Below are 23,991 nucleotides of genomic sequence, written 5' to 3'. Positions count from 1 at the left end.
TACGCGCATTCGTTCCAGCGTCCCGGATATCCGGGTGGCCGTTGTGGCCGGGACGGACCGTCGCACAGGCTGTGACCACCGCAGACGCCCCGACCGGGGCCCTACCGGGGAGCAGCCGTGCGGACCCGTTTCCGCTGTCGTCCCGATCGCCGTCTCGACCCTGCCGACTTCGCGGCACTGAGCGTGCTCGCCCTCTGTGTCGTCGTCATCGCAGCGGTGCTGAACGGGACCTGACCCACCGCCACCACCACCGTCCACGCCCTTCCATTCCACGGGGAGACCCACCCATGCCCTCGCGCCTCTTCACCACCCGTACCGCCCGGTTCGCCGCCTCCGCCACTGCCGTCGCCGCCGCCTTCTCGCTGACCGCGTGCGGTGGCGGCGAGGACGGCAAGAAGGCGGCCGGGGCGGAGCAGCCCGCGGTCTCCGCCGCACCCGACGCCTCCGCCGGTTCCGCTCCTTCGCACGGCGCGGGTGGCTCCGGCGGTACGGGCCCGTCGGCCAAATCCCCCACGGGCGCGGGCTCGCAGGGTGGCCACGGATCGAACGCGACTGCGGCCAAGGCCGGCGCCGGAGGCAAGCGCGGCGCCGCGGCCGGCGGGAAGTCCACGGCCTGCACCGCGGCCAACACCAAGGTGACCGTCTCCAAGCTCAGCCGCCCCATCAACCACCTGCTGCTCACCCTCACCAACACCGGTTCGACCCGCTGCGACGCCTACCACTACCCGGCGCTCCGCTTCGACGACGCCCAGGCGCCCACCGCGGTACGGGAGGACAGCAAGCCGCAGGCCGTGGTGTCCGTCGAGCCGGGCCGGTCCGCGTACGCGGCCGTACGTACGTCGGACCCCACCGGGGAGGCCGAAGGCGGGAAGACGGTGCGCAGCCTGGAGGTGTTCTTCGCGAACCGGGACGGCGGCTACTTCGAACGCTCCTCCCGCCCCGCACTGCCGAAGGACACGTACATCGACAACTCCGCCCAGGTCACGTACTGGCAGAACGAACTGGACGACGCGCTTTAGACGCAACGGCATTGGCTCCAGACGCCTTCCAACAGCAGCCCCGCCGCCGTCGGGCTTGCCGCAACCATCCCCTCCACCCCAACGTCCCCACCAGCAACAGCCAATCGGGGGACCGGGGAAAGGACACACCATGCGCAAGCCCACGACGTCACTCACCCGACGGTCCGTGCTCGGCGTCGGCCTCGGCCTCGGCGGCGCGCTCGCTCTCGGCTCCACGACGGCGAGCGCGGCATCAGCCGGAGCGGTCCCGTCCGGAACCACCAGGCCCGGCACCACCTCGTCCGGAAGCCCCGCCGCCGTCCGCCGACTGCGCGCCCTGGAGCGGGAACACCAGGCCAGAATCGGCGTCTTCGCCCTCAACCTCGCCACCGGCGCGTCCCTGCTCCACCGCGCCCACGAGCTGTTCCCGATGTGCTCCGTCTTCAAGACGCTCGCCGCCGCGGCCGTACTGCGCGACCTCGACCACGACGGCTCCCAGCTGTCCCGCGTCATCCATTACACCGAGGCCGAGGTGACGAAGTCCGGCCACGCGCCCGTCACCAAGGACCACATCGACACGGGCATGACCATCCGGGACCTCTGCGACGCGACGATCCGCTACAGCGACAACTGCGCCGGCAACCTGCTCCTGCGCGAGCTGGGCGGCCCGACCGCCATCACCCGCTTCTGCCGCTCCCTCGGCGACCCGGTGACCCGCCTCGACCGCTGGGAGCCGGAGCTGAACTCCGCCGAGCCGGACCGCCGTACGGACACCACCAGCCCGTACGCCATCGCCCGCACCTACCAGCGGCTCGTCCTCGGCAACGCGCTGGACCGCCCGGACCGCGCGCTGCTGACCGACTGGCTGCTGCGCAACACCACCACCCTCACGACGTTCCGCACGGGCCTGCCGAAGGGCTGGACGGTGGCCGACAAGTCCGGCGGCGGTGACACGTACGGAACCCGCAACGAGGCGGCCATCGCCTGGACCCCCGACGGCGCCCCCGTCCTCCTGACCGCCCTCACCCACAAGCCGACCCTCCCCACCGCCCCGGGCGACACCCCCCTGATCATCAAGCTCGCCACCGTCCTGTCCGAAGCGGTCGCCCCGGCCTGAGCCGACGCCCCGCACCCCACACTGCCCCGGCCGTCGTCTGCGGCCGGGGCGGTTTGCGGCGGCACACGCCATACCGTAAATTCCTCTCCTTCCGCCCGAGGGCGGGCATTTACCTGCTCAGGAGAGTTACCGCGCCATGTCCCACATACCCGTCGTCCCCCCGTACGACGGATTCCCGCCCACCGGCGGCCCGGCGCTCCGCCCGACCAAGGGCCTGGCCACCGCCGTCACCGTGCTGCTGTACGCGGTCATCGCCACCGACCTCTTCGCACTCGGCGCCGACTTCAACATGCGAACGCTGCTGGGCGATCTGGCGACCGTGTCCAAGCAGGAGGCCGACCGGGCCGATGCCCTGTACGCGCTGGCCGCCGTCATCCAGGGCAGCGTCCTGCTCGCCACCGCCGTCGTCTTCATCGTCTGGTTCCACCGCTCCCGGGTGAACGCCGAGCACTACACCCGCGATGTGTGCACCCTGGGGCGCGGCTGGGCCATCGGCTCCTGGTTCGTCCCCATCGGCAATCTCTGGCTGCCGTACCGCGTCGCCAAGGAGACCTGGCAGGCCAGCGCCCAGTCGGCGCCCGACGGTTCCTGGCGTACGGTCTCGCTCGCCCCGGTACGGGCCTGGTGGACGCTGTGGGTCATGTCACTGGTTGTCGGCCGGATCGGCAACACCCTCTACGGCAAGGCGCAACTGCCGGACACCATCCGCCTGGCCGTGTCGGTGGTCGCGCTGTCCGACCTCCTGGACATCGCCGCGGCCGCCCTCGCCATCCTCTTCATCCGCAAACTGACCCGGATGCAGCAACTCCCCGCGCCGCCGTACACAGCGACCCACCCCGGCCCGCAGCCGTGGGGGAAGCCAGGCACTCCCGGCCCGCGCACCTGAGGCCAGGAACTCCCGGCCGCACACCTGAAGCCATGCCCTCCACCCCCTGACAGAAGTCGTCCTACTGCGCCGACTCCAGCAACACCCTCCCCCTCACCCCACCCCCTTGTAAAAGAACGTGCAATCCCGCAGCTCCCCGCCCGGATCCGCCGCATAACCGGGAACTGTCCCGTACGGCGTCCAGCCCGCGCGCCGGTACAGGCAATCCGCCGCGCTGTCCGTCTCCGTGTCGAGGAGCAGGAGGCGGAAGCCGGAGCGGGCAGCGGCCTGTTCGGCGGTGGTGAGGAGGGTGCGGCCGAGGCCCTGGCCTCGGGCCGCCGGGTGGACGAGGAGTTTGACGATCTCGGCGCGGTGGCGAGCGTTGGGTTTGTGGGGGTGGGCGAGGCTGATGGTGCCGATGACGCCTTCGGGGGCTTCGGCCACCCAGATGTCCAGGGTGCCGGACGCTACGGCGGGGCGTTGAGTCTGCCACCAGGCCGCCGCCGCTTCGTGGTCGAAGGGAGCCGTGAAGCCCAGGGAGGAGCCGCCCGCGACGGTGTCGGCGAGGAGGGCGGCCAGGCCCGGGACACTGCGGTCGAAGGCGGCGGGGGTGAGGCGGGTGATGGTGGACGTCGTGGCGCAGCTCATGGGAGGACCACCAGGAGGGCGTAGCGGGCCGGGGTCGGGCCTGGGCAGCGGAACCGGGTGGGGCCCCAGAGGCGGAAGCGGAGGCAGTCGCCCGTGTGGAGGGTGTGTGCCGTGCCGCCTGTGGTGATTTCCAGTTCGCCGGCCAGCAGCCAGATGTGCTGTTCCAGGCCGGGTACGGGTGGCGGGCTGTCGTAGGTGATGTCCGCGCCGGGACGGAGCGTGCCGTCGACGACCTCGCCCCGTAGGCCGGGGTGGGGCGGTGAGACCGAGCGGCGGGTGAAGCCGGAGGGGGCGTCCTGCCAGACGGACTGGTCGGCGGCGCGCACCAGTTGAGGGGGCTCCGCCTCGACTTCGGCCAGCAGGCGGGACATCGGGCGCTCGTATGCCGCGCACAGCCGGTTCAGCAGGGCCGCCGTGGGGCTGATTTCGGCCCGCTCCAGGCGCGAGAGGGTCGAGCGGCTCACGTCCGTACGCCGGGCCAGTTCGTCGAGCGACCAGCCGCGCTCCGTACGCAACTCGGCCAGCCGGGCGGCGAGTCGGGCATCGATCGGAGGGGGTGGAACGACGCCAGGGGCGCCGGACCGCGCTTCGCTTCCCATATTCGGGACACTATCCCGGATATGGGAAGCAGGGAAGAGGGAACGGCACGGCCCGGGCGCCCGCCGGCCGGCGGGCGCCCGGACGCGTCCGCTCAGCCCATCAGCTTGTTGGCGGCCTTCTCGATCTGCGCGGAGAAGGCGCTCACCTTCGTGTAGACGCCGGGCTTGCCCGGCCGCGCGCAGCCCTCGCCCCAGCTGGTGATGCCGACCTGGACCCAGTCGCCGTCCTCGTCGCGGCGGAACATCGGGCCGCCGGAGTCACCCTGGCAGGTGTCCACGCCGCCCTCCGCCATGAAGCCGGCGCAGATCTCCTCGCCCGGGGTCAGCAGGTCGCCGTACGCCTTCTTGCAGGCGGCCGTGTTCACGAACGGCACCTTGGCCTTGCGCAGGTAGCGCTGCTGGGCGCCGCCTTCCTTGTCGGCGCCCCAGCCGGTGATCGTGAACGTGCCGCGGTCGAAGTTGTCGTCCTCGGCGAGGTGCAGCGTCTCCTGGCCCTTGATCGGCGTGGCCAGCTTGATCAGGGCCCAGTCCTTGCCCTTGCCGTTGTAGCCGGGGGCCTGGGCGACCTCCTTGGACTTCACCTTGATCGCCTTGGGGTTCTGGAGATCCACGACGCCCGCGGTGACGGTGATGGAGGTGTTGGGGCCGCTGCCGTCCACGCAGTGCGCGGCGGTGAGCACGACGTCCTCACGGATGAGGGAGCCGCCGCAGCCCATGGACAGCCGCACCATGAACGGGAACTCGCCCTGCTTCGCGGGCGGCCCGCCGATGATCTGCTGGCCGGGGGTCGGCGTCGGGGCGGGCGCGGCGCTGGCGCCGCCGGTCGACTGGAGCGCGACGGCCGCCGCCACCACGGCGCCGACGGCTATGGATCTCTTGATACATCTCGCGGAGCGCTTCAAGGACTTCCCTCTCGCGTCGGAGGCATCGGTGTCCATCTCGTGCGCACAGCACACCGGGACACCACCGCAGCGCAGTACTGCGCCGGAAGTGCCACGACGTTGCTGGAGCGTTGTGATTATGTGGACGCGCACCAAAGACGCACAAGGTTCTGAAACCGGCCAACTTCCCGAGTACGGCGACGTATCCGCATCCGCGTGGTTCGGACCAATTGCCGTACGGATGCGGGCGGGTGGCACGATGCGGGCCGACGGGCGGTCCGCGGCGGACACCCGCCCGCCCGGGCGTCAGCGCGTCACAGCTGGTCCGCCGCCTTCGCGATGGCCTGCGAGAAGGCGCTCACCCGCGTGTAGACGCCGGGTTTGCCGGGCCGCGCGCAGCCCTCGCCCCAGCTGGTGATGCCGACCTGCACCCACGCGCCCGCGTCGTCCTTGCGGAACATCGGGCCGCCGGAGTCGCCCTGGCAGGTGTCCACGCCGCCGGTGCTCATGATTCCGGCACAGATCTCCTCGCCGGGGATGTACGTGCTCCCGTACGCCTGCCGGCAGGTCGGGGTGTCGACGAACGGCACCGTCGCCTTGCGCAGGTACCGCTGCTGGCCGCCGCCCTCCCGGGTCGCGCCCCACCCGGCGACGGTGAACTCGCCCTGGTCGTACCGGCCGTCCGTGGTCGTCCGCAGCGTGGGCAGGTTGATCGGGCGGGCGAGCTTGATCAGGGCCCAGTCCTTGCCGGAGCCGTCGTAGCCGGGCGCCTGGAGCACCTTGGTGGACCTGACCTTGATCGCGCTGGAGCTCTGGAGGTCGACGACGCCGGCCGTGGCGGTGATGGAGGTGTTATTGCCGCTGCCGCTCACGCAGTGCGCGGCGGTGAGCACGATGTCCTGGCGGTAGAGCGCGCCGCCGCAGCCCATGGACAGCCGCACCATGAACGGGAACTCGCCCTGCGCGGCGGGCACTCCGCCGACGACTCGCGTACCGGGGGTGCCGCCCGAGGGCGCCGGCTCGGTGGCGGCGCTCGCGGCGCCGGGCTGCAGCGACAGGGCCGCCAGGGCGATGGCGCCGAGTGCGACGGATCTCTTCAGGAATCTCGCGGAACGGGTCAACGGACTTCCTTTCCGAGGGGGTGGTTCGGGCCCGGCCACCGCCGGACCCCGCGTGACCTGCTCATGCCAAGCGCATGGGTACGAGGTGCCATCGGAACGGGACGTGCGTGGGGGAAGCGGCACCACAACGCGGCAGAGCGTTGCGATTATGTGGACACCACGAAGGGGGCACAAGTCACGGAACCGGCCAATCGCCTTGCGTGGTACGGGAGTTGGGCACCAAAGGCCGTAGGCAGCACAACGGCGGCGCCCCCTGCGGAGCGCCGCCGTCCGGGCCGAGCGGAAACTACAGCTTCCGCGCGACCTCCGTCGCCCAGTACGTCAGGATCATGTCGGCCCCCGCCCGCTTGAACCCGGTCAGGGACTCCAGGATCGCCGCGTCGCGGTCGATCCAGCCCTTCTCGGCGGCGGCCTCGATCATCGCGTACTCACCGGAGATCTGGTACGCGGCGACCGGCACGTCCACCGACTCCGCGATCTTCGCGAGCACGTCCAGGTACGGCATGCCCGGCTTGACCATGACCATGTCGGCGCCCTCCTGGAGGTCGAGCGCCAGCTCGCGCAGCGACTCGCGGGAGTTGCCGTAGTCCTGCTGATAGGTCTTGCGGTCGCCCTTGAGGGACGAGCCGACCGCCTCGCGGAAGGGGCCGTAGAACGCGGAGGCGTACTTCGCGGTGTACGCGAGGATCGAGACGTCCTCGTGGCCGGTCTGGTCCAGCGCGTCGCGGATGACGCCGACCTGGCCGTCCATCATGCCGCTCGGGCCCACCACGTGGACGCCCGCGTCCGCCTGGACCTGCGCCATCTCGGCGTAGCGCTCCAGCGTCGCGTCGTTGTCCACCCGGCCCTCGCCGTCCAGGACACCGCAGTGGCCGTGGTCGGTGAACTCGTCCAGGCACAGGTCCGACATGATCACCAGGTCGTCGCCGACCTCGCCGCGCACATCGCGGATGGCCTGCTGGAGGATGCCGTCCGGGTCCGTGCCGGCGGTGCCGGCCGCGTCCTTCTTCGCGTCCTCCGGCACGCCGAACAGCATGATCCCGGCGACGCCCGCCTCGACCGCCTCCACGGCGGCCTTCCGCAGGGTGTCACGGGTGTGCTGCACGACGCCCGGCATCGCGCCGATCGGCGCCGGTTCCGAGATCCCCTCCCGCACGAACGCGGGCAGGATCAGGTCCGCCGGGTGCAGGCGGTGTTCGGCGACCATCCGGCGCATGGCCGGCGTGGTGCGCAGCCGGCGCGGCCGCGCGCCGGGGAAGCTGCCGTACGTACTGCTGCTCAACTGCGAGCCCTCCTACGCGATCCGGGCCGGCGCTCGCTCGGGCGGGTGACCGGGTCCCCGGCCTCCAGCGCGGCATCGCGCCGCGCCGCGCCGAACTCCGCGAGCGCTTCGGCCAACTTGTGCACCGACGGCTCGGGCGACATGACGTCCACGCGCAGCCCGTGCTCCTCGGCGGTCTTGGCGGTGGCCGGGCCGATACAGGCGATCACGGTCACGTTGTGCGGCTTGCCGGCGATGCCGACCAGGTTGCGCACCGTGGAGGACGAGGTGAACAGCACGGCGTCGAACCCGCCGCCCTTGATCGCCTCGCGGGTCTCCTGCGGCGGCGGCGAGGCCCGTACGGTCCGGTAGGCCGTGACGTCGTCGACCTCCCAGCCCAGCTCGATCAGGCCCGCCACCAGCGTCTCGGTGGCGATGTCGGCGCGCGGCAGGAACACCCGGTCGATCGGGTCGAAGACCGGGTCGTACGGCGGCCAGTCCTCCAGCAGCCCGGCCGCGGACTGCTCGCCGGACGGTACGAGGTCGGGCTTCACGCCGAAGGCGATCAGCGCCTTGGCGGTCTGCTCGCCCACCGCGGCGACCTTGATCCCGGCGAACGCGCGGGCGTCGAGCCCGTACTCCTCGAACTTCTCCCGGACCGCCTTGACGGCGTTGACCGAGGTGAAGGCGATCCACTCGTAGCGGCCGGTGACCAGGCCCTTGACCGCGCGCTCCATCTGCTGCGGGGTGCGCGGCGGCTCCACGGCGATGGTGGGCACCTCGTGCGGCACCGCGCCGTACTCGACGAGCTGGTCGGAGAGCGAAGCGGCCTGCTCCTTGGTACGCGGCACGAGGACCCGCCAGCCGAACAGCGGCTTGTTCTCGAACCACGAGAGCTGGTCGCGCCGGGCCGCGGCACCGCGCTCACCGACCACGGCTATGACCGGCTGCCCGCCGTCCGCCGACGGCAGCACCTTCGCGGCCTTGAGCACCTGGGCCACCGAACCGAGGGTGGCGTTCCAGGTGCGCTGGCGCGTGGTCGTACCGGCGACGGTGACCGTCATCGGCGTGTCCGGCTTGCGGCCCGCGGAGACCAGCTCCGCGGCCGCGGCGGCCACCGAGTCCAGCGAGGTCGAGACCACGGCCGTGGCGTCGCTGCTGCCCACCTCCGACCAGCAGCGCTCGTCGGCGCTGCGCGCGTCGATGAACCGCACGTCCGTACCGTCCGCGTCGCGCAGCGGCACACCGGCGTACGCGGGCACACCGACCGCGGCGGCGATGCCCGGCACGACCTCGAAGACGACCCCCTCGGCGGCGCACGCCAGCATCTCCTCGGCGACATGCGCGTCCAGACCGGGGTCGCCGGACACCGCACGCACCACCCGCTTGCCGGTGCGCACAGCCGACATGACAAGATTGGTGGTGTCCCTAAGAGCAGGGACTCCGGCGGTGGTTGACGCCTCGTCAGCCGTCGGCTGCTGCGGCGTGTCCACCTGCGCCCGCGCATGCGCGCGGACGACGTCGAGCACCTGCGGGTCGGCGATCAGCACATCGGCGCGCGCCAGTGCCTCGACGGCACGCAGCGTCAGCAGGCCCGGATCTCCGGGACCGGCACCGATGAAGGTGACCTGACCGGCGGCAGGGTGGTTCGGGGCGGTGGGGTTCAAAGTGCTCGCTCCCCCATAAGACCGGCCGCACCCTTCGCGAGCATCTCGGCGGCGAGTTCGCGCCCCATGTTCAGGGGGGTCGCCGCGTCGCCGAGAGAGGCGGGTACGTGTCCGGTGGTGGACAGCTGCACCAGCGTCGAGCCGTCGGTCGTGCCGACGACACCACGCAGGCGCAATTCGGTGACAGCCTGCCCGTCGGCCTGAAGGTCGGCCAGCGCACCCACAGGTGCGGAGCAGCCGGCCTCCAGGGCGGCGAGCAGGGAACGCTCGGCCGTCACGGCGGCCCGGGTGAACGGGTCGTCGAGCTCGGCGAGCTGGGCGGCGAGCTGCGCGTTGTGCGCGGCGCACTCCACCGCCAGGGCCCCCTGGCCGGGGGCGGGCAAAACCATGTCGGGCGACAGGTGGTCGGTCGCCTCGTCGATCCGGCCGATCCGGGTCAGCCCGGCCGCGGCCAGCACGACCGCGTCCAGCTCGCCCTTCTCGACGTAGCCGATACGGGTGTCGATGTTCCCGCGGATCGGCACGGTCTCCACCTGCCGGCCCAGCGCACGCGCCCAGGCGTTCAGCTGCGCCATGCGGCGCGGCGAGCCCGTACCCACGCGGGCACCGTCCGGCAGCTCCTCGAAGGTCAGACCGTCGCGCGCCACCAGCACGTCGCGCGGGTCCTCGCGCTTGGGCACGGCGGCCAGCGCCAGCTCGGCGGGCTGCGCGGTGGGCAGGTCCTTCAGCGAGTGCACGGCGAAGTCGATCGTCCCGTCGAGCAGCGCGTCGCGCAGCGCCGAGACGAACACACCGGTCCCGCCGATCTGCGCCAGGTGCTCACGCGACGTGTCGCCGTACGTGGTGATCTCCACCAGCTCTACGGGACGGCCGGTGACCTCGCGCACCGCGTCGGCCACCATCCCGGACTGGGCCATGGCGAGCTTGCTGCGCCGCGTCCCCAGTCGCAGGGCCCGTGGATTGCTGTCAGTCATGCCCGCTCCCGTGCTGTGTGCGGGCCGTTGCCCGCGTGTCGGCCCGGCTGACGGCGGCCACCGTCTGCGGGTCGAGGTCGAAGAGTTCGCGCAGCGCGTCCGCGTAACCGGCGCCGCCGGGCTCGCTGGCCAGCTGCTTGACCCGCACGGTGGGCGCGTGCAGGAGTTTGTCGACGACCCGGCGCACGGTCTGCGTGATCTCCGCGCGCTGCTTGTCGTCGAGGCCGGGCAGCCGGCCGTCCAGCCGGGCGATCTCGCTCGCCACCACGTCCGCCGCCATGGTGCGCAGCGCGACCACGGTCGGCGTGATGTGCGCCGCCCGCTGCGCCGCGCCGAACGCGGCCACCTCGTCGGAGACGATGCCGCGCACCCGGTCCACGTCGGCCGCCATCGGCGCGTCGGCGGACGCGTCCGCGAGGGACTCGATGTCGACGAGGCGCACGCCCTCGGTCCGGTGGGCCGCGGCGTCGATGTCCCGCGGCATGGCGAGGTCGAGCAGCGCCAGCTCGGGGCCGGGCGCGACGGTGCTGCCGGTGCCCCCGGCGGTGCCGGTGAGGCCGTCGGCGGCCGCGGTACGGGCGGCGCGCGTCTCGGCGGCCGTCGCGATCGCCTCGCCGGTCAGGACCAGGCCGGTGGCGCCCGTGCAGGACACCACGACATCGGCCAGGGCCAGCTCGGACTGTACGGCGGTCATCGCGACGGCGCGGGCGGTCAGCCCGTTCAGCGCGCCCGCCGAACCCGGCTCGGTCAGGATCTGCGTCAGCCGCTCGGCGCGCTCCACCGTCCGGTTGGCCACCGCCAGTTCGCTGACACCCGCCCGTACGAGCGTGGTCGCGGCCAGCGACGACATCGAACCGGCGCCGATGACCAGGGCACGCTTGCCCCGGGCCCACTCGGCGACGTCGGTACCGCGCGCCAGCTGCTCCAGGCCGAAGGTGACCAGCGACTGGCCCGCCTTGTCGATGCCGGTCTCGCTGTGGGCGCGCTTGCCGACCCGCAGCGCCTGCTGGAAGAGGTCGTTCAGCAGCCGGCCCGCGGTGTGCTGTTCCTGCGCGACCGCGAGCGCGTCCTTGATCTGGCCGAGGATCTGGCCCTCGCCCACGACCATCGAGTCCAGGCCGCAGGCCACCGAGAAGAGGTGGTGGACGGCCCGGTCCTCGTAGTGCACGTACAGGTACGGAGTCAGCTCGTCCAGACCCGCGCCGCTGTGCCGGGCCAGCAGCGTGGACAGCTCGGCGACACCGGCGTGGAACTTGTCCACATCGGCGTACAGCTCGATGCGGTTGCAGGTCGAGAGCACCGCGGCCTCGGCGGCCGGCTCGGCCGACACCGTGTCCTGGAGCAGCTTGCCGCGCGCCTCGGGGGCGATGGCGGCGTGTTCCAGGACGCTGACGGGGGCACTGCGGTGACTGAGCCCAACTACCAGAAGGCTCATGCCGGCATCACGGCGGGTACATCCCCGTCGGGTCCCTTGCGGTCGGACGCACCGGTGGAGCCGTCCGCGGCCGGGGCCGCCTTGGCCGCGGCCTCGCGGACCTCGCGCACGGCCCGGCGGGCCTCGCGCGCGGCGACGGCACGGGCGTCGTCGGAGTCCTCGTCGTCGTGGCCCGCGTCCTCGCCCGCCTTGCGCTGCTCGTGGAAGGCCAGGATCTGCAGTTCTATCGACAGGTCGACCTTGCGCACGTCCACGCCGTCCGGAACGGTCAGCACGGTCGGCGCGAAGTTCAGGATGGAGGTGACACCGGCCGCCACGAGCCGGTCGCAGACCTGCTGCGCCGCGCCCGCCGGAGTCGCGATCACACCGATCGAGACGCCGTTGTCCGTGATGATCTTTTCCAGCTCGTCGGTGTGCTGGACGGCGATGCCCGCCACCGGCCTGCCCGCCATCGCCGGATCGGCGTCTATGAGCGCGGCGACGCGGAACCCGCGGGAGGCGAAGCCGCCGTAGTTGGCCAGGGCGGCGCCGAGGTTGCCGATACCGACGATCACAACCGGCCAGTCCTGCGTCAGGCCCAGCTCACGGGAGATCTGGTAGACGAGGTACTCCACGTCGTAGCCGACGCCCCGGGTGCCGTACGAGCCGAGGTAGGAGAAGTCCTTGCGCAGCTTCGCGGAGTTGACCCCCGCGGCGGCGGCGAGTTCCTCGGACGAGACCGTGGGGACCGAGCGCTCGGAGAGCGCGGTCAACGCGCGCAGATACAGCGGAAGCCGGGCGACGGTGGCCTCGGGAATCCCTCGGCTTCGGGTCGCCGGTCGGTGAGTTCGGCCAGTTGCCACGGTGCTCCTGCGGGTAGAGCGGGGCTGTGGACGGCCGTAGATGTCCCGACCGCCCCGTCGACAGCAGGCTATGTCTTTGTGAACGCGTGCACAAAGATGGTGTCCGCTTTGTCCGGCCAAAGTGACCGGGGTCACGCGGCTTTTGCACCGCTTCACGGAACCAACTCCCCCGGCACACCGTTCACACGTTTCGCGCCGGTAACAAAGGAGCGCCGACGGCAGCACGCGTCCTCACTCCTCACCGCTATGCCCCGGAAACCTACAAATCGCCCATCGATGGTAGTCGACTCAGGCGACTTTCCGTCCCGCCTTCCGGCCTGCCCGGACCCTCCCCGACCCGCCTCCCGGACGCCCGCCCGAGGCCGGGCCAACGGCACCGGACGCCCCGGGCAGAGGCACAATTACGGGCATGGCCTCCCTCTTCAGCCGCAACGCCCGCAAGAACCCGGCGGACAGCACGGTCACCCTCATCGGCAAGCCCGGCTGCCACCTGTGTGATGTCGCACAGGAAGTGATCGAGCGCGTCTGCGCCGAGACCGGCGCCTCCTGGGAGAAGAAGGACATCACCCAGGACGAGGAGCTGTACCGCAAGTACTGGGAACAGATTCCGGTCGTCCTCGTGGACGGCGCGCAGCACGATTTCTGGCGGGTCGACCCCCAGCGGCTGCGCAAGGCCCTGGGCGCCTGACGGCACGAGCCCCGGCCCGGGCACCGGTACGAGCGCTCCTACGCCCGGCGTGCCCCGGTGCGTACCGCATCGGAACCGCCCGGCGTACGCCCCCGCGGCGGCGCACCGCCGCGCCGCCCGGCACCGCCACCGGGATGGCCGTAACGCAACCGTCGGCCGAACCCTGGCCGGTGGACATCCGCCCGTAACCAGGCGCACCGAACAACCTGGCTACGCTAGCTACATGGCCCACCCGTCGCCCGCCCGCCGTCCCCGTAGGAAGCCCTACGGCGTGCACCTCCCCACGGGGTGGTTCAGCCGCCGTAGGCGCCCCGCCACCGCGCGCAGCGTGCTGGCCGGCGAAGCCGCGGCCGAGGCCGCGCGCAAATCCTCGCTGGAGGCCGCGGCGCAGGAAGCGGCCGCCCAGGCCGAGAGCGCCGAGGAGCCGGAGTTCCCGGTCGTCGGCGACACCTCCGCCGCCGCCTTCTTCGACCTCGACAACACCGTGATGCAGGGCGCGTCGCTCTTCCACTTCGGGCGCGGCCTGTACAAGCGCCGCTTCTTCCACAAGCGCGACCTGGTCCGCTTCGTCTGGCAGCAGATCTACTTCCGTTTCATCGGCTCGGAGAACCCCGAGCACATGGCGGACGCCCGCAACAGCGCGCTGTCCATCGTCCAGGGCCACCGCGTCTCCGAGCTGATGACCATCGGCGAGGAGATCTACGACGAGTACATGGCCGAGCGGATCTGGCCCGGCACCCGCGCCCTCGCCCAGGCCCACCTGGACGCGGGCCAGAAGGTGTGGCTGGTCACCGCGGCCCCCGTCGAGACCGCGACGATCATCGCCCGGCGGCTCGGCCTGACCGGGGCGCTCGGCACCGTCGCCGAGTCCGTCGGCGGCGTCTACACCGGCAAGCTGGTCGGCGAGCCGCTGCACGGCCCCGCCAAGGCCGAGGCCGTACGGGCCCTGGCCGCCGCCGAAGGACTCGACCTGGAGCGCTGCGCCGCCTACAGCGACTCCGCCAACGACATCCCGATGTTGTCCCTGGTCGGCCACCCGTACGCGGTCAACCCCGACGGCCGGCTGCGCAAGCACGCCCGCGAACAGGGCTGGCGCCTGCGCGACTACCGGACCGGCCGCAAGGCGGTCAAGATCGGCATCCCTGCGGCGGCGGGGGTGGGGGCGCTCGCGGGGGGTGCGGCTGCGGCGGTGGCGTTGCAGCGGCGGCGTCGCTGAGGCGGTTCCGCCCTGTGGCGGCGGACTCCGGCGGTACGGCGTCCTGGGACCTGGGCGCGGTCCGGTCCCGCGTGGCGGACTTGGCCCGCCGTGACCCCGGGCTCACCCGCACCGGCGCCGACCAGCACCGCTACCGGCTTGCACCACCACTGCCCGCCGCCGAACTGCACGCGTTCGAGGCACTGCACGGCGTCGAGCTGCCGCAGTCGTACCGCGACTTCCTCCTCCGGGTCGCCGGCGGCGGCGCCGGACCGCTCCACGGCCTCTTCCCCCTGACCGGGCCCACCGCCTACCCGGGCCCGCCGGACGACTGGGCGGCGGACGACATCCGCGAGCGCGACCGCAGGCCCGGCGCGCTCGCGACGCCCTTCCGGTTCACCGAGAGGTGGCACGCCCAACCCGGCCGGCGGTTCGACGCCGCCGGGATGGTGACCGGGACGCTCGCCCTGGCCGAGACGGGCTGCGGCGGATTCGCGCGTCTCGTCGTCACCGGGGAGCAGCGCGGGCGCATCTGGTACGACGATCTGGAGGTCTGGCCCAATCTGGCGCCGGGGCCGGAATTCCACGCGTGGTACACCGCCTGGCTGACAGCCGCACCCGACCGCGACTGAGGCCCGCCGCACCGGCCGGCGGCCGGTCACGGGCCGTGTCCGGTGCTCCCCGGGGCGCCCGGCCCGGCCAATCCCTGTTGCCTACCCCCAGCCCGTCCCCGGCAGTCACGTTGCCGTCGGTCCGCCACAAGACGCCCCGCAACCAGGCAGATCACGTTCCTTTCTGATCAATATTTGCTCAGGAATCGATACTTGAACGGGCATGAACTCGTAACGGACCAGAAGTAATCGATGATTTGAGCAACTGGGTGTAGCGCTGCCTGTACGAAGCGTTATTCTCCTCAGACGCAAACCGGTACCCACGCGTCCCTACGACGGGTGAACGGTCCCGCACTGCACGTGATGGAAGCTCTGCCTCTGGGAGTCCCGTGTACCCACACGTCGGGGTTGACGCCTCGGGCCTGGCTACGCTGCGTACGACGCTCGTCGACCACCTGCGCAGTTTTGTCCCCACCGCGATCGCCGTCCCCGCATTCGCCACAGCCACCCCCGCCGGACCCTGCTACGCCCTGGCCGACGGAAGCACCACCACGGTCGGCAAGACCGGCGGCAGAACCCGCCGCGGTGCCGCCACGCCCAGCGCCCGGCGTCCCGCCGACAGCGACAGCCGTCGCATGATGGACCTCGTCGAGCGCGCCCAGGCCGGCGAGGCCGAAGCCTTCGGCCGGCTCTACGACCAGTACGCCGACACGGTCTACCGCTACATCTACTACCGGGTGGGCGGACGGGCCACGGCCGAGGACCTGACCAGCGAGACGTTCCTGCGCGCCCTGCGCCGTATCGGCACCTTCACCTGGCAGGGCCGCGACTTCGGCGCCTGGCTGGTCACGATCGCCCGCAACCTGGTCGCCGACCACTTCAAGTCGTCGCGCTTCCGGCTGGAGGTGACCACCGGCGAGATGCTCGACGCCAACGAGGTCGAGCGCAGCCCCGAGGACTCGGTCCTGGAATCGCTGTCCAACGCGGCACTGCTGGAGGCGGTCCGCAAACTCAACCCGCAGCAGCAGGAGTGTGTGACGCTGCGCTTCCTCCAGGGCCTGTCGGTCGCCGAGACCGCGCGCGTCATGGGGAAGAACGAGGGCGCGATCAAGACGCTGCAGTACCGCGCCGTACGGACCCTGGCGCGACTGCTCCCGGACGACGCCCGCTGACCGCCGCGGCACCGCACCGGGCGGCCGCGGGCGCCACCCGCCGCACCCCGGTCCCTTCTCGCCGCCGTACCCGCTCCCACCTGCGTCTTCGCCTGCCTCGCCGTCCCGGGCCGTCCACTCCGTCCCACGCCAGGACTAACGCGTGGGGCGCCGCCCCGATCGCCTGAATCTCCTGGATCGATATTGACGCCCGGACTTCTCCGGCAATCCCCGCCCCGCCCGCTGACACGCCCGGTGCGGATGGCCGCGATTCTGACTGCCGGTGATCGTTCGTGACCGTTCGGTCAGATCATCGTGAGTGCGTAACCCAAGTGCCGCGGCGCTCGTTGTGCGGAATGCAGACTCCCTGCGGTGCACGTCATGCCCGCGCCCTCTCACTCGATCGGGTGGACGCGAGCCTGTCGTGCAACCTTCCGGCCAGTCTGGATAGTCAAGCCAGTCCGGGGAGTCGAGCGGGATGACGAGAGGAGGTGCCGCCCGTGATCGCGAACGTATCGGTGCACCGGCGGGCCAACGCCTTCGCCCAAGCCCTGGAGGAGCAGGTCCTCCCGGGCGAGGCGGCCGAGGACGAGGCCGGCACACCGGCGGAAGCGTGCGGAGAAGCAAGGCTGCTGGCGGTCGCCGGCACCCTCGGCGAACTCCCCAGGCCCGAGATGGACCCCGAGGTCAAGACCGTTCACCGGGCCCAGCTCATCGCGGCCATGGAGGCGGCCTTCGCCGAGGACGACGGCCGGGTGCCCCAGCAGCGCGCCCGCGGCGCACACCGCGCGGCCAAGTCCCTGGGCAGGCTGCGCCCGCGCTCCCGGCTGTCCAAGGGACTCGCCGCGGGCGGCCTGACGGTGGGCGTCGCCGCCGGCGCCTTCAGCGGCGTCGCCGCCGCCAGCTCCGACGCCCTCCCGGGCGACTCCCTCTACGGCCTCAAGCGCGGCATGGAGGACCTGAAACTGGGCATGGCGGACGACGAGTCCGAGCGCGGCCGCCTCTTCCTCGACCAGGCGTCCACCCGCATGTTCGAGGCCCACCGCCTCCTGGAGCGCGACCGCATCGGCGACCTCGACCACGAGGCCCTGGCCGAGGTGCGCAAGGCCCTCTCGGGCGTCACCCAGGACGCCGGCGAAGGCCACCGCCTTCTCCACGAGGCGTACGAACGCGACGGCTCCCTCGGCCCGATCCAGACGCTCAACTCCTTCACCAAGACGCACCGCGACAGCTGGAGCCGGCTGCGCGACCGCCTCCCGGCCCAGCTGATGGACGTGCGCGACGAGGTCAGCTCGGTCTTCGACGCCATAGACGAAGAGGTCGGGCCGCTGCGCTCGCTGCTGCCCAAGCACCCGGGCGGCGAGAGCCACCGCGAGAACGCCCCCCAGGCCCCCGCGCGCGGCGGCGCCTCCCAGAGCCGTACGGACCGCCCGTCGCCGCCCGGGGAGAGTTCCACCTCGTCCGGCCGGGCCGACGGCTCGCAGGCCCCGCGGCACCGTCCGTCCTCGTCCCCGTCCCGCAAGGACGACGGACTGCTCGGCGGCAGCACGGGCGGCCTGCTCGACCCGCCCGCCGACACCGGCACCCCCGCCCCGGACGGCAAGGGCGACGGCAAGGAGACGCCGCAGGAGCCCGACGTCACGATCCCGCCGCTGCTCCCCGGCCTGCTGCCGGACATCGGCCTGGACGGCAAGAACCCGCTGGGCTGACCCCGCCCGCTGCGGTCCGCCGCGCGACGCCCCGGTGCCACCACACGGCGCCGGGGCGTCGCGCGTACCGACAGGCCCTTCCGTACCGCCGGGCCTCGGCAAGAAGCGTCAGGTCAGAAGAACACCGACCGCCGCTGCACCAGCAGCTTGTAGAGCGTGTGCTGGATCGTCTCCCGTACCTGGTCCGTCAGGTTGAACATCAGCATCGGGTCGTCCGCCGCCTCCGCCGGATACCCGTCCGTCGGGATCGGCTCCCCGAACTGGATCGTCCACTTCGTCGGCAGCGGCACCAGCCCCAGCGGACCGAACCACGGGAAGGTCGGCGTCAGCGGGAAGTACGGGAAGCCCAGCAGCCGCGCCACCGTCTTGGCGTCCCCGATCTTCGGGTAGATCTCCTCGGCGCCCACGATCGAGCACGGCACGATCGGCACCCCGGCCCGCAGCGCGGTGGACACGAACCCGCCGCGTCCGAACCGCTGGAGCTTGTAGCGGTCCCCGAACGGCTTGCCGATGCCCTTGAAGCCCTCCGGCATCACCCCGACGACCTCGCCGCGCTCCAGCAGCCGCTGCGCGTCCTCCGCGCAGGCGAGCGTGTGCCCGGCCTTGCGCGCCAGCTCGTTGATCACCGGCAGGACGAAGACCAGGTCGGCCGCGAGCAGCCGCAGATGCCGGTCGGCCGGGTGGTGGTCGTGCACCGCGACCTGGAGCATCAGCCCGTCCAGCGGCAGCGTCCCGGAGTGGTTGGCGACGATCAGCGCGCCGCCGTCGGCGGGGATGTTCTCGATCCCCTTCACCTCGACCCGGAAGTACTTCTCGTACAGCGGCCGCAGCACCGACATCAGAACCTGGTCGGTGAGCTCCTCGTCGTACCCGAAGTCGTCGACCTCGTACTCACCGGTGAGCCGCCGGCGCAGGAAGCGCAGCCCCCCGGCGATGCGCTGCTCCAGGGACGCCCCCGCCGCCCCGGCCGGCTGCTCCGGCGTCTCCTGCCGCCGCGGTTCCGGTACGGGCGCCAGCGCCGTACGGCGGCCTCCACGGCCCGGCCGCTTGATCTTTCTGCGCGACCGGGGCTCCTCGCCGAAGGGAATGACCTTGGCGTCCGCCATCGTGGGTGAACTCCTCACAGGGTCGGGCCGCTGCGTGCGGGCAGCACGGCGGCGAGCCGGTCGACGGTACGGGCGAGGACCTCGGGCGGCAGCAGCCCGGGCCCACGACTGCGGGCGAATTCCGCGAAGGTCTCCGCCGTCGTGTATTTCGGGTGAAACCCCAGTGTCTCGCGCATCTGGGTCGTCTGGACGACCCGGCCGTGTGTGAGCATCCGGATCTGCTCCGGCGAGAAGTCGGTGATGCCGAGGGAGCGCAGCGCGGTGCCGGCCCAGGTGACGGTCGGCAGGAACAGCGGCAGCGTGGGGCGGCCGAGCCGCCGGGAGCACTGGGAGAGCAGCAGCGCGCCGTCTCCCGCGATGTTGAAGGTGCCGCTGTTGAGCGTGCCGCGGCGGGGCTTGCCGGAGGCCATGCGCAGCGCCTCGATCGCGTCGTCCTCGTGGACGAACTGCAGCCGCGGGTCATAGCCCAGGACGGTGGGGAGCACCGGCAGCGAGAAGTACTCGGCGAGCGGCGAGTCGGCGCACGCCCCGAGGATGTTGGCGAAGCGCAGCACGCACACCGCGACGTCCGGGCGGCGCCGGGCGAAGCCGCGTACATAGCCCTCGACCTCGACGGCGTCCTTGGCGAAGCCGCCGCTGGGCAGCGACTTCGGCGGCGTGGTCTCGGTGAAGACGGCCGGGTCGCGGGGCGCGGAGCCGTACACGCTGCTGCTGGACTTCACCACCAGCCGTTTGACGTGCGGCGCCTTCTGACAGGCGCCGAGCAGCTGCATGGTGCCGATGACGTTGGTCTCCTTGACCATCGCCCGGCTGCCGCGGCCGCCGCGCCCGCCGAGCGGCGTGCCGTTGATGTCCATGTGGACCACAGTGTCCACATTGGTCTCCGCCAGCACTTTGGCAATGGCCGGATGCCTGATGTCGGCCTTGAGGAAATCTGCCCCGCCCAAATGGTGCTCGGGCGCTACGGCGTCGACTCCGATCACCCGGTCGACGTCGGGGTCGCGCTGAATGCGTCGTACGAACCGGCCCCCCAGCTGCCGTGCGACTCCAGTGACGAGCACGACCTTTCCCAAGATCAGCCCTTCCTTCCCGCCCTTTGTCCCTCGCGTGAGCCGAGCTGTGACGCCACGCTATCGGGTCGTTGTTGCGCTGTGATGACCGCGGGTTGCCGCTGGCTCCATTTCAAGCCTTGGCCCGAGCTTTGCCGGTCCCGTCGGCCGGTTTTCCGCCCCGGCCCGGCCCTTGTGCCCGCACGCTCCCCCGCTCTGTGCGTTCTGCCGCTCCGCGCGCTTTATCCGGAGCCCTCGTAACGCCCGTACGGCTATCCGTACGGCTATCCCCGGGGCGGCCGGCAATCCGCGCCCCACCGAGTGCACCGCAAAGCCGCCCCCGAAACGCACCGCAGCCCCCCACCGCGTGGTGCGGTGAGGGGCTGCGGAATCGCGATCAGGGTCGCTTACTTCTTGTTGCGACGCTGAACACGGGTGCGCTTGAGCAGCTTGCGGTGCTTCTTCTTGGCCATCCGCTTGCGCCGCTTCTTGATAACAGAGCCCACGACTACCCTCGCTCACTTCGTATCACTCGGTGCGGGGCGTCCGAGCCCACACTACCTACATCGGGCCAGCCTACCCGGCGTCGAGCCTACGGCGTAATCCGAGGGTCCCCTTGAGCCCCTCAGGCCGATTCCACCCCCACATAGGACTCACGGAGGTAGTCGTGGACCGCTTGCTCCGGGACCCGGAACGACCTCCCCACTCGGATCGCGGGCAGATGACCGCTGTGCACCAAGCGGTACACGGTCATCTTCGACACTCGCATCACCGTGGCGACTTCCGCCACGGTCAGGAACACGACCTCATTCAGAGGCCTTTGGTCTGCAGCCATGACACACCTGAACCTTCCGCACATGACGGGCACCGGCTTCCCCTCCGGTGACTCCCCGTCGCTGTGCGCTCACTCCCCAGGTTAGGGGCGGGTGATGCGAGTGGGGAAGAGGAGCAGCGATCGGCCGCCTACTGTGACAGACACGCTCGATTGAGTACATAGCGAGTAAGCGGTCGGTAGTAATCAGACCGCACAGCGTCATCAAGCGGAACTACGGCGGACACCCGCCCCTCCGCCTGTCCGACGAACAGCGCGGGATCGTCCGTATCCGCCAGTCCGATGGCCTCAAAGCCCAGCTGACCTGCTCCGCAGACCCATCCGTGGTCACCGATCACCAGCTCGGGAAGCGGCCCGCCGGCGTCTGCCACGGCGTCGAGGGCGGTACGAACCGGGAGGGGGGAGTGGGTGTGTACGCCCGGCTCACCGGGCTCGCGCCGCACGCCCGGTTCGCGCATCAGCGCGACTCCCCGTACGTAGTCAAGGTTGTACGTGCGTACCCCGAATCGGGTCGCTATGTCGACACAGTGGCCATACGCCGGGGTGAGAACGGTGCACCCCGCCGCCGACAGAGCGTCTGCCAGGCCGCCGTAGAAGCCCAGCAGCCGGTGCGGGTGGCCGGTGCCGATCAGTACCGCAGCGTGCCGGGCGGCCACCGCGGCGAGCCGGTCCGCGAAGGCATCCAGCCCCGCGAGCGTACAGTCCGGATCGATCGAATCGAGGCCGGAAGTGTGCCTGGGATCGGCCGAAACTCCACACTGCTCAGCCATCACTCGGAGCACTTCATTCACGGACCAGTCAGCCGCGGGCTCCAGACCGATGAGCGCGCGCGGGTCACCGGCCGCGAAGAGGCGGTAGCGCGTCAGGCTCTTCTCCCGGGATGTCGCGATCGTCCCCGCGAGCCGCACCCTGACCACATACGCCTTCAGCGCGTCGGCATCCGCCGCCGCGTCCGCGTCCGTACCGGAGCCCCACACGAAAGCCCATGCTGACGCCCTGGTTCCCGCCCCATGCCCGAACCGCCCAGTAGTCACACATCCGGGCGCATCGTCCCGAAGTGACGCCCCTTCGGGATGAACGCGTGGCTATGGCGGCGGCTCGTGTGCGGGGGTGCTGGTGCTGCGACAGCAGCGCGTACGCGGAAAAGTCGTTGGTCCTACGGGAGCAGCCCGTACGCGAGGAAGCCGTTGGCCTTTACGGCAGCAGCCCGTGCGCGGGGAACACCGCGCGCCGCGTCGCCAGTACCGCCTGGTCCAGGCGGTCGGCCGGGTCGTACCCCTCGCCGTGGAAGTCGCGCCAGCCGGTGCCGCGTCCGTCCGTCATCCGCGGCGGCGCCCCCTGCCGGGTACGCCGGTAGACCTCGTGCCGCCACTCCTCCGGCACCGGGGTCGTGGGCTCGATCGGCCGCCCCGCCGCGATCGCCACCAGGTGCGTCCAGCTGCGCGGTACGACGTCCACCACCGCGTATCCGCCGCCGCCCAGCGCGACCCAGCGCCCCCCGGCCGTCTCGTGCGCGAGATCGTGGCAGGCGGCCGCCACCGCGCGCTGTGCGTCCAGGCTCACCGCCAGGTGGGCGAGCGGGTCCTCGAAGTGGGTGTCCGCGCCGTGCTGCGTCACCAGGACGTCGGGCCGGAACGCGGTCAGCAGCTCCGGCACCACCGCGTGGAAGGCCCGCAGCCAGCCCTCGTCACCGGTGCCGGCCGGCAGCGCCACGTTCACCGCGCTGCCCTCGGCCGCCGCGCCGCCGGTCTCCTCGGGCCAACCGGTCTGCGGGAACAGCGTCCTGGGGTGTTCGTGCAGCGAGATCGTCAGGACCCGTGGATCGTCCCAGAAGGCGGCCTGGACGCCGTCCCCGTGGTGCACGTCCACATCCACGTACGCGACGCGCTCGGCCCCCAGCTCCAGCAGCCGCGCGACGGCCAGCGCCGCGTCGTTGTAGATGCAGAAGCCCGCGGCGCCGCCCGGCATCGCGTGGTGCAGGCCGCCCGCGAAGTTCACCGCGTGCAGGGCCTCGCCGCGCCACACCGCCTCCGCGGCGCCCACGGACTGCCCCGCGATCAGGGCCGACGCCTCGTGCATCCCGGCGAACGCCGGATCATCCTCGGTGCCGATGCCGTACGCCGGGTCGGCGGCCTTCGGATCGGCCGACGCCTTGCGTACGGCGTCGATGTAGTCCTCGCGGTGCACGAGCCGCAGTGTGGAGATCCCGGCGGCCCTGGCGGCCACCACCTGGACCGCGTCGGGCCCGCGGTCGAGTCCGTACGCCTCCACCAACCGCATGGTCAGCGCGAGCCGGACCGGGTCCATCGGGTGCCCCGGCCCGAAGTCGTAGCCCGTTACTGCCTCGTCCCACATCAGCTGTGCACGGCCGCTCATGCCCGTCACCGTATCGGTAGGGCCGGACGGGCCCTACGGGGTGTGCGGGTGGGGCCCGGGGAGCCGGATGGCTAGGTGAGCAGTCCCGGAAGCTCTTCCATACGTGCGAAGAGGCCGGTCACCGGGCCCGCCGCGGTCAGTTTGGCGGCCGGCGTCATGGCGGTGAAGCCGTACACGTCCATACCGGCGGCGACGGCGGCCCGGACGCCGAGCGGGCTGTCCTCGATCACCGCGCAGCGCTCCGGCGCCACACCCATCTCGCGCGCCGCGTGAAGGAAGAGGTCCGGGGCCGGCTTGCCCTTGCCGACGTCCTGCGAGCTGAAGATCCGCTCGTCGTCGAACCACTGGTCGAGCCCGGTTCTGCGGTGCCCGACCCGGATCCGCTCATGGCTGCCGGAGGAGGCCACGCAGTACGGGGTTCCGTCGGCCACCAGCTTCCCCAGCACCTCGGGCACGCCGGCGACCGGCTCCAGCTCCCGCTCGAAGGCCGCGAAGACGCGTGCGTGCAGTGTGGTCTCGAAATCCTCGGGGAGAGAGCGCCCGGTCCGCTCTCTGATCAAGTCGTGCACCCGGTGCGTCGCGGCGCCCATGTAGTCGTGGATCGATTCCTCGTACGTGGTGGGGTGGCCGAGTTCGGTGAGGTAAGCGGCGAGGATCGTATTGGAGATCGGCTCGCTGTCGACGAGAACACCGTCGTTGTCAAAAATGATCAGGTCATAGCGCATGACACCGACCCTAAACGCAGAAAAGCCCCGCACCATACGGTGCGGGGCTTCCCCACAACAATTGTTCGGCGGCGTCCTACTCTCCCACAGGGTCCCCCCTGCAGTACCATCGGCGCTGAAAGGCTTAGCTTCCGGGTTCGA

General features: G+C 71.6%; 24 protein-coding genes and 1 rRNA gene. 8 read left to right on the top strand and 17 right to left on the bottom strand.

Annotated features, from left to right (window positions below):
• Positions 1-287: 287 nt before the first annotated feature.
• From ADK86_RS42155 to ADK86_RS10210, 3 genes are all read left to right on the top strand, one after another.
• Positions 288-1,019, top strand: a complete 732-nt coding sequence (locus ADK86_RS42155) for a DUF4232 domain-containing protein (RefSeq protein WP_053696277.1) — start codon at positions 288-290, stop codon at positions 1,017-1,019.
• 130 nt (positions 1,020-1,149) lie between these two features.
• A complete protein-coding gene (gene bla, locus ADK86_RS10215; protein ID WP_053696276.1) occupies positions 1,150-2,115 on the top strand; it encodes a class A beta-lactamase in 966 nt (321 codons plus the stop codon).
• Positions 2,116-2,251: 136 nt separating this feature from the next.
• Complete coding sequence (locus tag ADK86_RS10210; RefSeq protein WP_234345791.1) at positions 2,252-3,001, top strand: DUF4328 domain-containing protein; 750 nt, start codon at positions 2,252-2,254, stop codon at positions 2,999-3,001.
• Between the two features lie 93 nt (positions 3,002-3,094).
• On the opposite strand, the gene ADK86_RS10205 is transcribed toward ADK86_RS10210, so the two are convergent.
• The 9 genes from ADK86_RS10205 to ADK86_RS10165 form a co-directional block, all read right to left on the bottom strand.
• Positions 3,095-3,628 (bottom strand): GNAT family N-acetyltransferase, encoded by a 534-nt coding sequence (locus ADK86_RS10205; RefSeq protein ID WP_053696275.1) that lies wholly within the window; start codon positions 3,626-3,628, stop codon positions 3,095-3,097.
• Positions 3,625-4,227 (bottom strand): helix-turn-helix domain-containing protein, encoded by a 603-nt coding sequence (locus ADK86_RS10200; RefSeq protein WP_053696274.1) that lies wholly within the window; start codon positions 4,225-4,227, stop codon positions 3,625-3,627. Before ADK86_RS10200 ends, ADK86_RS10205 begins: the two co-directional genes overlap by 4 nt.
• A 92-nt stretch (positions 4,228-4,319) precedes the next feature.
• Positions 4,320-5,129, bottom strand: coding sequence for a S1 family peptidase (locus tag ADK86_RS10195; RefSeq protein WP_053696273.1), 810 nt, complete (start codon positions 5,127-5,129; stop codon positions 4,320-4,322).
• Positions 5,130-5,422: 293 nt separating this feature from the next.
• Positions 5,423-6,229 (bottom strand): serine protease, encoded by an 807-nt coding sequence (locus ADK86_RS10190; RefSeq protein WP_053696272.1) that lies wholly within the window; start codon positions 6,227-6,229, stop codon positions 5,423-5,425.
• A 286-nt stretch (positions 6,230-6,515) separates the two neighbouring features.
• Complete coding sequence (hemB, locus tag ADK86_RS10185; RefSeq protein WP_078951968.1) at positions 6,516-7,511, bottom strand: porphobilinogen synthase; 996 nt, start codon at positions 7,509-7,511, stop codon at positions 6,516-6,518.
• The gene (locus tag ADK86_RS10180) at positions 7,508-9,157 is read right to left on the bottom strand and encodes a uroporphyrinogen-III synthase (RefSeq protein WP_053696271.1); all 1,650 of its coding nucleotides are present in this window, start codon (positions 9,155-9,157) and stop codon (positions 7,508-7,510) included. The genes hemB and ADK86_RS10180 overlap by 4 nt, the downstream gene beginning before the upstream one ends.
• Positions 9,154-10,131: a hydroxymethylbilane synthase gene (hemC, locus tag ADK86_RS10175; protein WP_053696270.1), complete on the bottom strand. Its 978-nt coding sequence runs from the start codon at positions 10,129-10,131 to the stop codon at positions 9,154-9,156. Before hemC ends, ADK86_RS10180 begins: the two co-directional genes overlap by 4 nt.
• A complete protein-coding gene (locus ADK86_RS10170) occupies positions 10,124-11,566 on the bottom strand; it encodes a glutamyl-tRNA reductase (RefSeq protein ID WP_053696269.1) in 1,443 nt (480 codons plus the stop codon). The genes hemC and ADK86_RS10170 overlap by 8 nt, the downstream gene beginning before the upstream one ends.
• Positions 11,563-12,408: a redox-sensing transcriptional repressor Rex gene (locus ADK86_RS10165; protein WP_053696268.1), complete on the bottom strand. Its 846-nt coding sequence runs from the start codon at positions 12,406-12,408 to the stop codon at positions 11,563-11,565. The genes ADK86_RS10170 and ADK86_RS10165 overlap by 4 nt, the downstream gene beginning before the upstream one ends.
• A gap of 409 nt (positions 12,409-12,817) precedes the next feature.
• Here ADK86_RS10165 and ADK86_RS10160 point away from each other — a divergent pair, with 409 nt between their 5' ends.
• The 5 genes from ADK86_RS10160 to ADK86_RS10140 all read left to right on the top strand — a co-directional run bounded on the left by ADK86_RS10160 (position 12,818) and on the right by ADK86_RS10140 (position 17,762).
• Complete coding sequence (locus ADK86_RS10160; RefSeq protein ID WP_030374073.1) at positions 12,818-13,096, top strand: glutaredoxin family protein; 279 nt, start codon at positions 12,818-12,820, stop codon at positions 13,094-13,096.
• Positions 13,097-13,424: 328 nt separating this feature from the next.
• Complete coding sequence (locus ADK86_RS10155) at positions 13,425-14,312, top strand: HAD family hydrolase (protein WP_234317961.1); 888 nt, start codon at positions 13,425-13,427, stop codon at positions 14,310-14,312.
• 14 nt (positions 14,313-14,326) lie between these two features.
• A complete protein-coding gene (locus ADK86_RS10150) occupies positions 14,327-14,923 on the top strand; it encodes an SMI1/KNR4 family protein (RefSeq protein WP_053696267.1) in 597 nt (198 codons plus the stop codon).
• Between the two features lie 368 nt (positions 14,924-15,291).
• Positions 15,292-16,074, top strand: a complete 783-nt coding sequence (locus tag ADK86_RS10145) for an ECF subfamily RNA polymerase sigma factor, BldN family (protein WP_003980936.1) — start codon at positions 15,292-15,294, stop codon at positions 16,072-16,074.
• Positions 16,075-16,553: 479 nt separating this feature from the next.
• Positions 16,554-17,762 carry a DUF5667 domain-containing protein gene (locus ADK86_RS10140; RefSeq protein WP_053696266.1) on the top strand — a complete coding sequence of 403 codons (1,209 nt, stop codon included), beginning with the start codon at positions 16,554-16,556 and terminating at the stop codon, positions 17,760-17,762.
• Between the two features lie 113 nt (positions 17,763-17,875).
• Here ADK86_RS10140 and ADK86_RS10135 read toward each other — a convergent pair whose 3' ends face one another.
• The 8 genes from ADK86_RS10135 to rrf all read right to left on the bottom strand — a co-directional run.
• Positions 17,876-18,868, bottom strand: coding sequence for a lysophospholipid acyltransferase family protein (locus tag ADK86_RS10135; protein ID WP_053696265.1), 993 nt, complete (start codon positions 18,866-18,868; stop codon positions 17,876-17,878).
• 14 nt (positions 18,869-18,882) lie between these two features.
• The gene (locus ADK86_RS10130; RefSeq protein WP_030374077.1) at positions 18,883-19,941 is read right to left on the bottom strand and encodes an NAD-dependent epimerase/dehydratase family protein; all 1,059 of its coding nucleotides are present in this window, start codon (positions 19,939-19,941) and stop codon (positions 18,883-18,885) included.
• Between the two features lie 383 nt (positions 19,942-20,324).
• Positions 20,325-20,423, bottom strand: coding sequence for a 30S ribosomal protein bS22 (locus ADK86_RS40650; protein ID WP_003948845.1), 99 nt, complete (start codon positions 20,421-20,423; stop codon positions 20,325-20,327).
• A 119-nt stretch (positions 20,424-20,542) separates the two neighbouring features.
• Complete coding sequence (locus ADK86_RS10125; RefSeq protein WP_014144137.1) at positions 20,543-20,752, bottom strand: helix-turn-helix domain-containing protein; 210 nt, start codon at positions 20,750-20,752, stop codon at positions 20,543-20,545.
• 128 nt (positions 20,753-20,880) lie between these two features.
• Positions 20,881-21,678, bottom strand: coding sequence for a phosphatase (locus tag ADK86_RS10120; RefSeq protein WP_420718836.1), 798 nt, complete (start codon positions 21,676-21,678; stop codon positions 20,881-20,883).
• Between the two features lie 265 nt (positions 21,679-21,943).
• Positions 21,944-23,125, bottom strand: coding sequence for an acetoin utilization protein AcuC (locus tag ADK86_RS10115; RefSeq protein ID WP_053696263.1), 1,182 nt, complete (start codon positions 23,123-23,125; stop codon positions 21,944-21,946).
• A 71-nt stretch (positions 23,126-23,196) separates the two neighbouring features.
• Positions 23,197-23,850: an HAD family hydrolase gene (locus ADK86_RS10110; RefSeq protein WP_053696262.1), complete on the bottom strand. Its 654-nt coding sequence runs from the start codon at positions 23,848-23,850 to the stop codon at positions 23,197-23,199.
• 63 nt (positions 23,851-23,913) lie between these two features.
• Positions 23,914-23,991: ribosomal RNA gene (gene rrf / locus ADK86_RS10105) — 5S ribosomal RNA — on the bottom strand; the annotation flags it as partial.

Origin of the sequence: Streptomyces sp. NRRL F-5755, assembly GCF_001279365.1 — a bacterium.
In the GTDB taxonomy this organism is placed as follows: domain Bacteria; phylum Actinomycetota; class Actinomycetes; order Streptomycetales; family Streptomycetaceae; genus Streptomyces; species Streptomyces rimosus.
This window is presented reverse-complemented; position numbering and strand designations above follow the sequence as displayed.